Origin of the sequence: uncultured Cyclobacterium sp. (assembly GCF_963976465.1) — a bacterium.
In the GTDB taxonomy this organism is placed as follows: domain Bacteria; phylum Bacteroidota; class Bacteroidia; order Cytophagales; family Cyclobacteriaceae; genus Cyclobacterium.
The window spans coordinates 1-14,037 of sequence record NZ_CAXBOC010000081.1 but is presented as its reverse complement, the minus strand read 5'-3'; the positions used below and the strand labels follow the sequence as shown (position 1 = coordinate 14,037).

The 14,037-nt window shown below is 41.0% G+C and carries 14 protein-coding genes and 1 pseudogene; 6 read left to right on the top strand and 9 right to left on the bottom strand.

Features of this window, described 5'->3' with window-relative positions:
* From AAC037_RS06750 to AAC037_RS06725, 6 genes are all read right to left on the bottom strand, one after another.
* Positions 1-1,044, bottom strand: a 1,044-nt coding sequence (locus AAC037_RS06750; RefSeq protein ID WP_339902257.1) for an efflux RND transporter periplasmic adaptor subunit, incomplete at its 3' end; no start/stop codon positions are given.
* Entirely contained in the window at positions 1,044-5,456 is a 4,413-nt protein-coding gene (locus AAC037_RS06745) for a CusA/CzcA family heavy metal efflux RND transporter (RefSeq protein WP_339902256.1), read from the bottom strand. The genes AAC037_RS06750 and AAC037_RS06745, both read right to left, overlap by 1 nt.
* A 323-nt stretch (positions 5,457-5,779) precedes the next feature.
* Positions 5,780-6,097 (bottom strand): DUF6660 family protein, encoded by a 318-nt coding sequence (locus AAC037_RS06740; RefSeq protein WP_316928103.1) that lies wholly within the window; start codon positions 6,095-6,097, stop codon positions 5,780-5,782.
* A gap of 110 nt (positions 6,098-6,207) precedes the next feature.
* Positions 6,208-6,651 carry a hypothetical protein gene (locus tag AAC037_RS06735; protein WP_244874472.1) on the bottom strand — a complete coding sequence of 148 codons (444 nt, stop codon included), beginning with the start codon at positions 6,649-6,651 and terminating at the stop codon, positions 6,208-6,210.
* Positions 6,652-6,876: 225 nt separating this feature from the next.
* Positions 6,877-7,437 (bottom strand): hypothetical protein, encoded by a 561-nt coding sequence (locus AAC037_RS06730; protein WP_244874473.1) that lies wholly within the window; start codon positions 7,435-7,437, stop codon positions 6,877-6,879.
* A complete protein-coding gene (locus AAC037_RS06725) occupies positions 7,412-7,537 on the bottom strand; it encodes a Rieske 2Fe-2S domain-containing protein (protein WP_244874474.1) in 126 nt (41 codons plus the stop codon). The genes AAC037_RS06730 and AAC037_RS06725 overlap by 26 nt, the downstream gene beginning before the upstream one ends.
* Before the next feature lie 91 nt (positions 7,538-7,628).
* On the opposite strand from AAC037_RS06725, the gene AAC037_RS06720 reads away from it, so the two are divergent.
* From AAC037_RS06720 to merA, 6 genes are all read left to right on the top strand, one after another.
* Positions 7,629-7,853, top strand: coding sequence for a hypothetical protein (locus tag AAC037_RS06720; protein WP_014022501.1), 225 nt, complete (start codon positions 7,629-7,631; stop codon positions 7,851-7,853).
* Positions 7,854-8,040: 187 nt separating this feature from the next.
* Entirely contained in the window at positions 8,041-8,397 is a 357-nt protein-coding gene (locus tag AAC037_RS06715) for a cation-translocating P-type ATPase (RefSeq protein ID WP_041934822.1), read from the top strand.
* 86 nt (positions 8,398-8,483) lie between these two features.
* A complete protein-coding gene (locus AAC037_RS06710) occupies positions 8,484-8,861 on the top strand; it encodes a metalloregulator ArsR/SmtB family transcription factor (protein ID WP_014022503.1) in 378 nt (125 codons plus the stop codon).
* Positions 8,858-9,484 carry a mercuric transport protein MerTP gene (gene merTP, locus AAC037_RS06705; protein ID WP_014022504.1) on the top strand — a complete coding sequence of 209 codons (627 nt, stop codon included), beginning with the start codon at positions 8,858-8,860 and terminating at the stop codon, positions 9,482-9,484. Before AAC037_RS06710 ends, merTP begins: the two co-directional genes overlap by 4 nt.
* A gap of 407 nt (positions 9,485-9,891) precedes the next feature.
* Positions 9,892-11,238, top strand: coding sequence for an NAD(P)/FAD-dependent oxidoreductase (locus tag AAC037_RS06700; protein ID WP_014022505.1), 1,347 nt, complete (start codon positions 9,892-9,894; stop codon positions 11,236-11,238).
* Between the two features lie 33 nt (positions 11,239-11,271).
* Positions 11,272-12,924 carry a mercury(II) reductase gene (merA, locus tag AAC037_RS06695; protein ID WP_339902255.1) on the top strand — a complete coding sequence of 551 codons (1,653 nt, stop codon included), beginning with the start codon at positions 11,272-11,274 and terminating at the stop codon, positions 12,922-12,924.
* Between the two features lie 186 nt (positions 12,925-13,110).
* Here merA and AAC037_RS06690 read toward each other — a convergent pair whose 3' ends face one another.
* From AAC037_RS06690 to AAC037_RS06680, 3 genes and pseudogenes are all read right to left on the bottom strand, one after another.
* Complete coding sequence (locus tag AAC037_RS06690) at positions 13,111-13,263, bottom strand: hypothetical protein (protein WP_262485329.1); 153 nt, start codon at positions 13,261-13,263, stop codon at positions 13,111-13,113.
* 139 nt (positions 13,264-13,402) lie between these two features.
* A pseudogene (locus AAC037_RS06685) lies at positions 13,403-13,615 on the bottom strand (hypothetical protein); the annotation flags it as partial.
* Between the two features lie 35 nt (positions 13,616-13,650).
* A complete protein-coding gene (locus AAC037_RS06680) occupies positions 13,651-13,788 on the bottom strand; it encodes a hypothetical protein (protein WP_244874475.1) in 138 nt (45 codons plus the stop codon).
* Positions 13,789-14,037: the final 249 nt, after the last annotated feature.

Here is a 14,037-nt window from a genome sequence, read left to right as displayed (position 1 = left end):
CGGCAAGGCTTTTACCTGATTATCACCCGTTCTTATTTTACCATTGATATACATGCCCGGGATCAGAAAATCTTCCTTTTGATCTATCTCTGCGTGCACATGTACCGCTTTCGGATTTTGCTCAAACTGTTTGCCTACCGAATAAATTTTGGCTGTTAGCGTATTTCCCGGAACAGATTCCACAGTAAAAGACAACTTTTGTCCTTTCTTCACTTTGTGAACATCCTTTTCAAATACCATCAGATCGGCATGGATGTGGTCGGTATTGACGATCATAAACATCTCGGTCTGAGGATCTACATATTGGCCAACCTGAACCTCTACTTTTTCAATGTATCCATCTATAGGGCTTACCACAGGTACGTACTGGTAAATATCACCGTCCTGTACTTTTTTCACATTCAGACTGAGCTGCTTCAATTGGGCTTCATAGCCTTTCACCTCTCCTTTCATGGCCTGGTAGTCTGCCTGTATTTGCTGATAAGTTTTTCCGGAACCTACTTCCTCTTCGTATAACCTTTTCTGCCGTTGATTTTCTTTTTCCAGAAACTGTAATTGGCTATAAGCCCTTACATAGTCCGTCTGTAACCGGGTCAGGTTGGGGTGAGAGAGATAGGCCAATACCTGCCCCTTACTCACCTGATCTCCTTCTATCACTTTGATGGAAGTAACATTGGCTCCCAGAATAGCGGTAACAGTGGCCTCATGCTGAGGAGGAACTTCTAACTGTCCGTTGGCCTCAACCACTCCGGAGAGTGCCCGGGTGGGCAGAGTATCTACCTTAATACCCAAACTTGCAAATTTCATATCAGAAAGATGGAGCTCGGCCATTCCTTCTTCACTATGACCTTCTTCTTCACCTTCGTGCCCAGCCTCGCCCTCACTGTGTTCTTCGTGAGAAGCTTCACCTGAGTTATCAGCCGACTTGTTGCCGCAACCCGTAAATACTGATACCATCAGTACCAGTGCTACTATATATATAATTTGCTTTTTCATTTCTTCTATTATTTGTCTGACTTTATTATTGACTTTCAATTCCATCATTAGTTTGTTGTTTTTAAGTAGTACTCCAGTTGGTAGCGACTGTCCAGGTAACTGCCAAAGGCATTCCAGGAGTCTACCTCTATGCGAATGGCATCCCTGATGTTTTGCAGGAAGGTCACATAATCAATAGCACCTTCTCTATAGGCCGTTACAGCTCCTGTTCGTTGTTCCCGAGCCAGGGGTAGCGCTTCATCGCGGTAGTAATTCCATGAATTGAGCCATTTCAGGTACTGTTCCTTCATTCCCTGATAGGCCGCGTTCAATTCCAACTGGTTTTGTCGAAGGTTTTGTCCGGCTATATCCCGCTGGATTTTGGCCGACTGTGTCCGCCCGAGTTCTGGCCCGAAAAACAGAGGAATCCTTATCCCTACCTGGTATTGATAAAAACCGGATTGTCCGGCTATCTGCTGCCGACCATACTGCCCTTGCAATTGAGGTAAAAACTGTGAACGCCTCTCTTTTATGGTGGCGTCCGCTACATCTACACGCTGTTTTGACACATTCAGCAACGGGTGGTTCATCAAAGAATCAGCCACATAATTCAGCGGTTCATCCAGTTGGGTAGCTGGAACATCCGGTACCGTAAAGAGGGTATCATTGGCAAACCACAAGTTGAGCCGCTGCAAGGCACTGAGGTAATCCCGATAAGCCTGCTCTTTTTGTATCTGTACCTGATTGGCCTGATTGGAGGTAGCCAGGTATTCCAGTTTAGAAGTAGCTTCAGTTTCCAAACGAATTCGTGCGGCTCTTTCAATATCGGTAAAAATCGAATCCAACTGCTCATACACCTGGTAGTTGTTTTTGGTGGCATACACCATCGCCCAGGCCTGGCTCACTTCCCTTTCCAGTTCTATCACGGAAAGGTCAAGGGCAGATTCGGCCAGTGCCACTCGTTCTTTTTGCAATTTCAAACGGGATGCTATACCAAAAACATCAATATTTTGCTGTTGAATACCAAACTGGGTGTAAACTCCATCCGAGCCGTTACCCACTTCCTCTTTTCCGGTAAATACCTGGGTATTACCAAAGTCCCATGCTGTTTTCTTTAAGGCCTGTTGGCTTTCAATTTCCAAACGTGCCGATTGAATTTTAGGATAATTTTCTACTGCACGCTTTCTTGCTTGTTCTAATGTAATCGTTGAAAGGCTGTCTTTCTCTTGTTCTTGCTGTTGTGCATTTGCCACAGCCGGTAAACCAAACAATCCACCACAAATAATCAATATGATGATCACATTGGCATTCGGTGCTTTCAGGCTTTTTCTTCTATCATTTCTTCCTTCTACAAGAGTGTATAGCACTGGGAGCACTACCAGAGTAAGCAATGTGGCTGTAAGCATACCACCAATTACCACAGTAGCCAAAGGCCGCTGCACTTCTGCTCCTGCAGATGCTGAAAATGCCATGGGTAGAAATCCGAAAATGTCTGTAGTTGCAGTCAACATAATAGGTCTGATTCGTTCTTTAGTTCCTGTTAGAATTCTTTCGCGAATGCTGGTTACGCCTTCTTCTTTCAATGAATTAAAGCGATTGATCAAGACCAGCCCGTTCAATACAGCCACCCCGAAAAGCACAATAAAGCCCACACCAGCTGATATGCTAAAGGGCATGTCTCGCATCCAAAGCGCAATTACGCCCCCAATAGCTGCCAGGGGAATCGCCATGTAGATCATAATAGACTGAGAGAATGACTGCAGGGCAAAATAAAGCAACACAAAAATCAGAAATAAGGCTATTGGCACTACGATCATTAATCGTCCCTTCGCCCTTTGCAGGTTTTCAAATTCACCACCATAAGTAATGTAGTAGCCCGGTGGTAAATCCAATTCCGCATCCAGTTTTTCCTGTATATCCGTTACAACAGACTCTACATCACGGCCCCTGGTATTAACACCCACGTAGGTCCTGCGGAAAGTATTGTCGCGGGAAATCTGCATCGGTCCCGGCACATAGTTGATATCCGCTACTTCTTTGATGGGCACTTGTGTACCGTCCGGCAGGTCAATGTACAAGGTGCGCAAATCTTCTATGCTTCTCCGGTGATTTTCATCAAACCGGATCACCATATCGAACCGTTTTTCCCCTTCAAAAATGACACCTGCAACACCTCCGGCAAAAGCTGCACTCACATATTCATTCAGCTTTTCAATATCCAACCCGTATTGTGCAATCTTTTTGCGATTGTAGCGCACAGTCATCTGTGGCAAGCCGGAAGTACGTTCAGGGTTTACATCACCTACTCCCGGAATAGTTTGAATGATCTCACCCATTTCCTCAGCTTTTTGCGCCAGCACATCCAGATCTTCACCATAGAGTTTCACGGCCACATCTTCTCTTACACCGGTCAACAGCTCATTGAACCGTAACTCTACCGGTTGGCTGAAAACAAGGTTGACACCCGTCAGTTTTTCATCCAGTATTTCCTTTATCTCTGCAATGAGCTCTTCTTTAGTTTCTACTGTTGTCCATTTATCCATATCCTTTTCAAGAATAATGAACATATCGGCTATGTCCATGGGCATAGGGTCAGTAGGAATATCAGCTACACCTATTCGGGCCACAGCTGTTTTGATCTCAGGGAAATTGTCAAGTAAAATATTTTCAATCTTGGTAGATACATCAATTGCTTCACTCAATCCGCTTCCCGGCCGAATCAATGCCTGCATAGCTAAATCCCCTTCATCCAACTGCGGGACAAATTCTCCTCCCATACGTGAAAAAATGAACCCTGACAGTCCGAGTAATACGATCGCCACAATGATGACAATGGTTTTGAACCTTAAAGCACCTTTAAGTAATGGTACATAAGCCCATTGAATGCCATCTATAATTTTGTCACTTACCTTTTCCAGCCAGCGTTCAAACTTCCCAAACCAGTTTTTCTTGTTTTGGATAGGTTTCATGAATAATGCCGACATCATCGGAACATAAGTCAGACATAAGAAAATGGCACCAATCATGGCAAAGCCAAAGGTGTAGGCCATGGGCTGGAACATCTTGCCTTCAACCCCAGTGAGGAAAAGAATTGGGGCAAATACAATAAGAATTATAATCTGTCCGAAAAATGCAGAGCCCATCATTGTACTGCCGGCATCATAAGCCACCTCATCCATCACACCCTGGTTAAACTTAATTTTCCCTGATCGGATCCGTTTCTGTATTTCATAGACCGTTCCTTCTATGATGATCACCGCACCATCTATAATAATTCCAAAGTCTATAGCACCAAGGCTCATCAGGTTGGCCCATACATTGAATTGCTTCATGAGTATGAAGGCAAATAATAGGGAAAGTGGAATAGTGGTAGCAGTAATAATACCCCCACGAACACTTCCCAACAATATTACCAGGGCGAATATCACAATGAGGGCTCCTTCCAAAAGATTTGTTTTTACGGTGCTGGTAGTTCTTTCAATCAGGGAACTACGATCAAGAAATGGTTTTATTTCCAAGCCTTCCGGTAAAGACTTCTGCACTTTTTTCATGCGCTCCTGCACATTCTGAATGACAGAATTGGGGTTAGAGCCTTTGAGCATAAGTATCATGCCGCCTACAGCTTCCTGCCCATCCTGGGTGAATGCTCCATAACGAACCTGACTTCCGAAATGTACTTTCTCTGCTACATCACCAATCGTGACAGGAATGTTGTTTTCATTCCGTACTACTATTTCCCGGATGTCGTCAAGCGAACGCACAAGACCTTCTCCACGGATGAAATTGGCCATGTTGTTCTTCTCTATATATGCACCTCCTGTATTTACATTATTGCGCTGAAGGGCTTCAAAAACTTCTGAGATGGATACATTCAGTGCGTTAAGTTTTTCAGGATTGATAGCGATTTCATATTGCTTTATTTTACCCCCGAAGGCATTGACATCCACCACACCATCTACCAGTGTCATCTGGCGTTTTACAATCCAATCCTGGATTGTTCTAAGCTCAGTAGGAGAGTATTTGTCTTCATAACCAGGCTTAGGCTTGATAGTATATTGGTATATTTCACCCAGTCCGGTGGTTATAGGCCCCATAGATGGACTACCAAATTTCTCGGGGATTTTATCCCTAACCTCATTAAGCTTTTCCTGTACCAATTGCCGGGGTTTGTATATCCCCATCTCGTCTTCAAATACGATGGTAACTACAGATAACCCAAAACGGGATACGGAACGAATTTCTGTAACGCCCGGCAGATTCCCCATGGCTAATTCCACAGGGTAGGTGACGAATTGTTCTATATCTTCTGTGGCCAGGTTTTGAGACACAGTCATTACCTGTACCTGGTTATTTGTTATATCAGGTACTGAACCCAGATTGATTGTGGACATGGAGTAGATCCCCACCCCGATGAGCGCCAATGTAAGCAGGCCCACGATGAATTTATTCTTTATTGAAAAAGAAATGATTTTATTGATCATATGATTTTAAATTATTTTACATGGAAAACAAAGAAGTGAAGAAGCCTGGCAATGGTTGCTATAATGAGAATGGCACTAATCAGCACAATAAAAAACCATTTCAAAACTATTTAGGCAGTGATTTACTACTTCCTCTTTTCCCCTTATTCTATTTGTTCTTATTCAGTTTTTTCAAGCTCTATAAATAGAATTGAATATAGAGAAAGGGTTGCCTTTGAAGAAAGGCAAATGAAGTGGTGTTTAGGGAATTGTTCAAAAAAGTCATGGACCCCAGTAAACTTTACCGATCTGCCACACTTATTCCTGCTAAACATTGAATATTATTATTGTGGGGGTTTTAGAAAACCAATGGTTTCAGTACTTCTAAAATCCTGAAAGCAAGCAGTCCAAAAAATGGGTAGTTTTAACGGATGAGTAATGACTACCCCTGGTGAGGATACAACATGTACATGACAACAATGACAAACGCAAAACGGCGAACAACCATCCCAGCCACTTTCCTGCGAGTGGTTATGATTGCCATCATTACTTGAAAAGGCCGTAATAGTATCTTTGGTATTATCATATGGTAAAGTATCAGCACATACTACACCAGTCAGGGCCATGAAGTAAAAACTTAATATGTAGCATGCGATTTTCATTTAATACAAATATACATAATTATGTAATGCATAGGAATTGCAAAGTTGTATTTTCAGGTTAACGTATGTTTTCTTCGGATTGTTTGCACTTACATAGTTAAAACAGATTGTTAAAAATAGCTGGATATTCCTATCAGTAAGCCTGCTGTTTTGGCTGCCGGATTGCCCAACAAGTCTGTCTCCCACTTATACCAATAATTGGCACGAATTACAGTTTGAGATGAGGGTCTGAAGATAATGGCAGGCACTATGGCCTGTACATCATCATGTATATTTCCTCCGGTCTCCCCAAACGAGCCAACATTATAATCCACATGCTCCAGCCGCAAAGCCAGGTTGAGTATCGCATGGTCCCATCCAAGTATTTTCCGTTTTAAAATGGTGTAAACAAAGTCGACAAACCCGCCTTGCTGCTGAGTGCCAAACTGCTGTGAATAGGATTCGGGAACTTCGATGAATGCCCATACCCATTCCCCTGTGATATTGACTCTTTTGATAGCGGAAGTATTGAAATCTACAGCTACCACGTCCAATCGCCTCTTTTCATCTAGCACAAGTCCGTCTTCTTCCTATTTATTATATACATCAACCATCCATGACAGACCTATTTCCCCGATTTTCCGATGACGAATTGCGGTTTTTAGTGTAATTAGGGGAACAGCATTGAAGTTTTCTTCAAAACGATCTACATTTTCCTAGGCAGCGGGAAGCCAGGTACGGCCTACACTGTTGGCAATTATTTGAGAATCGAAACCATTGTTAACATAAGCCTCATAAGCCTAAACCCATTGTTTCTGATGGGGCTTACCGTGCAAACCAAAGCCTACATTGCTGAAAGTAGCCGGGATGATGGTAGTAGCCATTATAGGCCGATCTACAAATTCCCACTTCGGCCCGTCATGGTTTTGGTTAAATGCGCCTATTGGGTTAATGATAATTCCGCCTCTTAGGTTCAGCACAGGATGGAGTTCAAAATCCAGGGCGGCAAACTCAATGTTGATCTCCTTGGTACCTTCTTCAAACTCAATTTCAGAAAGGAATTTGATCCGTTCTTTGATGGTGGAGGATATAAACAGGGTCATTCTTGGAATTTTGAAAGAGACACCTTCCGTAATACCATCTGTCACAAAATACTGGGCGTGTGCTTCAATATAGCCACCCAACGCAACCGGAAAGCTGCCAGTCTGCAAAAACGGACGATTATAGACCGCATCCATGTTCATTTGGATGGCAGTTGTATCATTATTTACCCGCTGTGCCATAACGGAAGCTCCTATTCCCATAAGAATAAGAAGTAATAGTGGATTGAGATTTTTATAAATGGATGTAGATGTATTCATGATCTGTGGTTATGTTAAATGTTTGAAGATTAGTTTCTGCCGGGCCTTCTACTACATTTCCTTTTGCATCATACTCACTACCATGGCATGGGCATACCAAGTAATTAGGTTTCGCATTGACTTCACACCCCTAGTGGGTACATTCTATCCAGAGTGCGAAATATTCATCCGGGTTGATTTTGTACAAGACTATGGGAAAGGTCAATGATGCTGCCGTTACAAGCACCACTTCCAGAGGTATTCCCCGATCACTGGTAAATTCATTCATTGAAAACCTTAACTTATTATCACTTATCACGGCACTCACTTTACAAATGGAAGTGCAGCCTGAAAACTCCTATGGTCAAGCGAAAACAAAAATAATTGAAAATAAATTTGGAGACCACCCCTATACCGACCCCATCTTTGTAGAGTAATCAATTTTAATCATTAAAATCTTAAAAAGATGAACCGACAAATTGAAGTATTTACAGCTGGATGTCCAATATGTGAACCAGTAGTAAAAATGGTAAAAGAAATGTCTTGCGAGTCTTGCGAAATAACAGTATATTATACCATTGAGCAATGTGACTCTAAAGTATGCATTGACAAAATGAAAGGGTTATGAGAGGCGAACAATTTGTTGATGTATTGACCAAAGACATATTGGTTGGTGAAGTTGTAGAAGTTAGGCCAGGTGAAAGGATACCTTTGGATGGTGAGGTTTTGGATGGTGCTGGAAGTGTTGATGAAGCAAGTTTTACAGGTGAAAGCACACCTGCAAATAAAGAAGTTGGTGCAACTGTAATTGGTGGTACTTTAAATCTTGACGGTGCATTGCAAATTAAAGTTTCCAAAATCGGGGAAGATAGTTTCATGAACCAGGTAGTTAGTTTAATGAGCCGTATTGCCGAGAAGAAACCACCTGTTGAATTACTGGCCGATAAGCTAATGAACAATTTCGGGCCCGCTGTATTCTAAAAATTCATTAATAAATTTAAGTATTTGCTTAAATAAGAAAACTATTCTTAATTGTAATGCGTTATTAATCCGAAAACAGGAAAACTATGGAAAACAACCAATCGTGTATCAGAGTGTTTGCCGACAAGGTGCAAATAGACAATTGTCGGGAAATGCTTCAAACAAACGACAAAGTATTCAGTCAATTGAGTGGGCTATTGGCCTTGGCAGGAAACGAAGTGAGGTTGAAAATCTTATTTCTTTTGGAAGAAGAAAAAGAACTTTGCCCTTGCGACCTTTCAGACATTCTCGGAATGAGTATCCCCGCCGTTTCTCAACATCTCAGAAAACTAAAAGACAAAAATGTAATTGAAGGAAGAAGAGATGGACAAACTATTTTCTATTCTTTAAGACAAGAGCAACTGCCTTTACTACAACCATTTTTTAAACATATTATCAATAACTCAAAAAAAGAAACAGTATGAAAAAGAAAAATAACGGACTTGTTGGAGCTGGAGTGCTTTCGGCAGTAGCAGCATCACTTTGCTGCATAACACCTGTTTTGGCTCTGATTTCAGGAGCATCAGGTGTAGCGTCTACATTTTCGTGGATGGAACCAGCAAGACCTTATCTTATTGGCATTACCGTTTTGGTATTGGGTTTTGCTTGGTATCAGAAACTCAAACCGCGAACCGCCGAAGGAATTCAATGCGATTGCGAAACTACCCGTTCCGCAGGCGACAAAGAGGAGAAAAAACCTTTTATGCAGACCAAAACATTTTTAGGAATTGTAACGGTGTTTGCAGCTTTAATGCTCACTTTTCCAAGCTATGCACATATTTTCTATCCTTTAAATGACAACAAGGAAGTTGTAATGGTCAATGCTTCAGACATTCAAACGGTGACTTTGGAGGTAAAAGGAATGACTTGCAACGGATGTGCTTCGCACGTAGAAAATGATGTTAACAGGCTACCAGGTATTTTAAATGTAGATGTAGTTTATGAAGAAGCAACTGCCAAAGTAGAATTTGATAAATCAAAAGTAAGTTTGGTTCAAATTGAAGAAGTCATCAATGGCACAGGTTATAAAGTGGTCGGCAAGAAATAGTGTTTTTTTGTGCACTGTATTTAAGAATTTAATTAAATAATTACATAATGAACAATGAATTTGATTTTATGGAGCGTTTTGTTCCTCATTGGAATTGCTCAGATCAAAGCTTAATGTTGCCAATCAACTGCCAGTAAAGCACAAACCGAAAATGCAACACAACAAGAAGGTAAAACAGTGAAAATCAAGATCACGGAAATGACCTGTGCGGGTTTATCCAGCCACATTTCAAATGCCATCTAAGAAGTTGAGGGTATTTTGGAACATAAGTCGGAATACCCAAGCGATTTGGCGACTTTCCAATACGACTCGGAAAAAACCAGCTCTGATGCTATCATTAAAGTGATAGAGAAAACTGGATATAAGGTCTAAATCATGAGGAAAAATCAAAAACAGGAGAAACAGCTATGAAGAAGTTTGATGTATTTGTATTAGGGTCGGGAATGGCAGGCATGAACATTGCCAACATTTGTGCCGGAAAAGGACTGAAAGTTGGTATCACGGATGAACTGCCTTATGGAGGAACTTGTGCTCTCCGAGGTTGTGACCCAAAAAAAATAATGCTTGGTGCTACTGAAGCTAAGGATTTTGCACAACGCCTTCACGAAAAACAAATTGCTGAAGTGCCCGCTAAACATTGGGAAGCAGCGATGAAATCTAAACAGGAGTTTGTAGATGCAATGCCCCCTAAAATTGAAAAAGGCTATAAACACAATGGAATTGAAACCTTTCACAAATCGGCTAAATTTATTTCAGAAAATCAACTGCAAGTAGGTGATGAAACAATAGAGGCAGAAAAAATCGTGATAGCTACAGGCGCAAAGCCAAAGGTATTGGGAATCCCGGGCGAGGAGCACACGCTGACCAGTACCGACTTTCTGGATTTTGATAAACTTCCCAAATCGATAGTTTTTATAGGTGGTGGCTATATCGCCTTTGAATTTGCGCATATGGCGGCCCGCTTTGGTAGCGAAGTCATCATCCTGCATCGTAGTGAACGTCCTTTAGAAAACTTTGATCCATTTATTGTGGAGCAATTGACGGAGGCCACCAAAAAATTAAACATTAGGGTGGTGTTGAATACCAATGTAACAGCCGTTGAAAAATCGGGAAATTCTTATTTGGTAACAGGCAAGAATGAAAACGGAGAACAAAACTGGGAGGCGGAAGCAGTGATCAATTCAGCCGGACGACCACCGGCAATTTTTGATCTGGATCTGGAAAAAGCAAATATCGCTTTCAGTAGAAAAGGGATTGAAGTAAATGAGTATTTGCAAAGCAATACCAATCCTAAGATATACGCTGCCGGTGATGCTGCCAATACCGAGGGAATTCCTCTTACCCCTGTAGCTGTCATGGAAGGTCATATAGTTGCTTCTAACATAATAAAGGGTAACACCAAAAAGCCAAATTATACAGGTATTCCCACTGTGGTATTTACCTTACCCACGATGGCATCTGTGGGGTTGTCTGAGGAAAGAGCAACGGAACAAGGCATCAACTTTACGGTGAAGAAAAAAGCAGTTCCGGATTGGTTTACAGGCAAAAGAATTAATGAGAAAACCTATGCGTATAAAACCTTAATAGAAAAGGAAACCGGAAAAATCCTGGGGGCACATATCATTGGACCGCACTCTGAAGAGGTGATTAATCTTTTTGCCATAGCCATAAAAACAGGATTAACTTCCAGAGATATTAAAACGATGATATTTACTTATCCGTCAGCAAGTTCTGATATCGTTTATATGGTTTAGCCATTAAAAATTTCAAAAGCTTAGGTAATAATTATGAACGAAGAAAACATAAAACTGGATATCACAGGCATGACCTGCGACCAATGTGCCACAAGCATTGAAAAGCTACTTGCTGAAAACAAAGGGGTACAAGAAGCCAAAGTAAGCTATTCTAAAGCTACTTGTGAATGCTCTTTTGATCCTTCAAAAACGACTAAGGAAAAAATAATCAATATCATCAACAGTACTAAAAACTACGGAGTAAAAGTTGAAATACTAGAAAATGAAAATAGTAGTTACACCCAATTTGACCTCATAATAATCGGTGGTGGCTCGGCAGCCTTTTCAGCTGCTATAAAAGCTGAAAGTTTAGGACTTTCAACCTTAATGGTAAATGACGGTTTGGACTTTGGAGGTACTTGCGTAAATGTGGGCTGTGTGCCTTCCAAAAATCTAATTCGTGCAGGCGAAACGGCTTATCATGCTACTCATTCTAACTTTGAAGGCATTCGGCCGAAAGGAGTGAATATTGATTTTGCTCAAGTCATCAAGGACAAGAAAAAAATGGTTGCTACACTGCAAGAGAAAAAATATTTGGATGTGGTGAGCGATTTTAAAAACCTGACCATGTTAAAAGGTTGGGCAAGGTTCATAGACAACCAAACAATTGAAGTGGATGGGGAAAGGTACAAAGCAATCAAATTTTTAATTGCCACAGGCGCTACTACCAACATTCCTAATATTGAAGGATTGGACAAAATCGACTATTTGACCAATGTTTCCCTTTTTGACTTGGAAGAGAAACCAGTAAGTCTGACCATCATGGGAGCAGGTTATATCGGTTTGGAAATTGCAATGGCTTACAATCGATTAGGGGTAAAAGTTCGTGTCATAGAATTCACCGACAGAGTATTGCGAACACAAACACCAGACATCAGCGAAGCATTGGAAACCCAAATGCGAAAAGAAGGCATTGAAATGTTACCCAATTTCAGAGCGGTAAAGTTTGAAAAACAAGGCAACGTAACCACAATACATTGCAAATGTCCTGACGGTTCATTCACTAAATTTGTTGAAAAAGGAAAGGTAGTAATTGCAACAGGAACCAACCCCCATTCAAGCCAATTAGGGTTAGACAATATTGGTTTGGACCTCACCAAACATGGACATATCGCAGTAAATGAAAAAATGGAAACCAATCTATCCAACATCTATGCAGCAGGAGACGTAGCCAATACGCCCACATTTGTTTATACCGCTGCCTTTGAAGGAAAAATTGCCGTTGAAAACGCTTTCACAGGAACAGAGAATAAAGCAGATTATTCTTCCTTGCCATGGGTGGTATTTACCGATCCACAGGTGGCAGGTGCGGGTATGGACGAAGCTCAGGCCAAAGCGAACGGTATTCCATTTGAAGTTTCTAAATTGGAACTCAAAGACGTACCAAGAGCAATAGCAGCGAATGACACTAGGGGATTTATCAAACTCATTCGCAACAGCGAAACTGATAAATTGATTGGGGCAAGAATAGTCGCTCCCGAAGGCGGAGAATTGATTCAACAATTGAGTATGGCCATCAAATACGGAATTACCGTGAAAGATTTGGCAGACAGTTTTTACCCTTACCTGACTTTGGGAGAAGGTATCAAATTAGCAGCAATAACTTTTGGAAAAGACGTATCTAAATTAAGTTGCTGTACCAGTTAGTCCGACCCGAAGAACCTGATTTAAAAAAGCAGCGAAAGCTAACTGCTTAACCAATCTTATCAGAAAATCTGTCTTTTCTAAAAACAACATCTCACCAGTATTTTATGGAAAATTAATTACTAGATGATTTATAAAATAAACTCCAGCGAATTTCCCTGAGGTATTTTGATTAAAGAAATTATTGAATTATTGAACAATAGATTTTCGCTTGTTTACCAACTCATACAGACATAGAATTACGATCAGATTTAGCAAGGTTTTTGCAAGTAAGCCTCCTAATATAACAATAGCCATTGGGCTCTGAATCTCATTTCCAGCCTCTCCATCTTTTAGTGCCAAGGGAATCAATGCCTGCTAGATAGTTAATGCTCTCGTTAGAATAGGATTGAGACGATCCATTGCCCCTTTAAGCAAGGGTTCAGAACCCTCTTCCCCATCCTTTCAGGTCTTCATATCTAGATACGAGAAGTTTTCCATTTCAAGTTGCAATATCAAATACGCTGATAAAACTAATGGTAGTAGCAATACTGATGACACCTAAAGTAAAGTAGACAATCAGAATTCCACCAATGAGTGCTAAAGGTAAACTAAGCAACACCACCAAGAGAAGCTTGATCTCTTGAAACTCGTAATACAGCAACAGGACAATTATTAAAACGGCCATACCTGCATTGGTTAATAGTAATTGAGAAGCTTTATGCTCACTCTTAAATTGTCCGTCATATTCTACACGATACCTATCAGGAACTGGATTTGATCTCCTATGATTTGTTGAATATCATTGACAACACTTCTAAGGTCTCTACCTTGTACATTTGCGGCAATTACAATTTCACAGTGAACGTTTTCTTGGCTTCTTGACAAAGGGCTAATAGATTCTTTAGCTATCGACAGTTATATTAACAACGAAGAGTCTGTATTGATAAATGAAGCCACTGGTTGTGGAAAAGCTTTATTGCTTCAGAATTGGGACATCAGGCTTGTGATAGGGGAACAAAGTCATCTTCTTTAATGGTCAGAAACTTATTTAACATACAAAAATGGCACGCTTGAAAGAATGTAATCGGTAATTACAAGTGCACCACTTTCGGTAAATAAGAATGCACCATATTT

What these genes read in the sequence shown, in the direction of transcription:
- AAC037_RS06745 (WP_339902256.1), bottom strand. Translation starts at nt 5,456, where the DNA reads ATGATCAATAAAATCATTTCTTTTTCAATAAAGAATAAATTCATCGTG.
- AAC037_RS06740 (WP_316928103.1), bottom strand. Translation starts at nt 6,097, where the DNA reads ATGAAAATCGCATGCTACATATTAAGTTTTTACTTCATGGCCCTGACT.
- AAC037_RS06730 (WP_244874473.1), bottom strand. Translation starts at nt 7,437, where the DNA reads ATGAATACATCTACATCCATTTATAAAAATCTCAATCCACTATTACTT.
- AAC037_RS06720 (WP_014022501.1), top strand. Translation starts at nt 7,629, where the DNA reads ATGGGAAAGGTCAATGATGCTGCCGTTACAAGCACCACTTCCAGAGGT.
- AAC037_RS06715 (WP_041934822.1), top strand. Translation starts at nt 8,041, where the DNA reads ATGAGAGGCGAACAATTTGTTGATGTATTGACCAAAGACATATTGGTT.
- AAC037_RS06710 (WP_014022503.1), top strand. Translation starts at nt 8,484, where the DNA reads ATGGAAAACAACCAATCGTGTATCAGAGTGTTTGCCGACAAGGTGCAA.
- merTP (WP_014022504.1), top strand. Translation starts at nt 8,858, where the DNA reads ATGAAAAAGAAAAATAACGGACTTGTTGGAGCTGGAGTGCTTTCGGCA.
- AAC037_RS06700 (WP_014022505.1), top strand. Translation starts at nt 9,892, where the DNA reads ATGAAGAAGTTTGATGTATTTGTATTAGGGTCGGGAATGGCAGGCATG.
- merA (WP_339902255.1), top strand. Translation starts at nt 11,272, where the DNA reads ATGAACGAAGAAAACATAAAACTGGATATCACAGGCATGACCTGCGAC.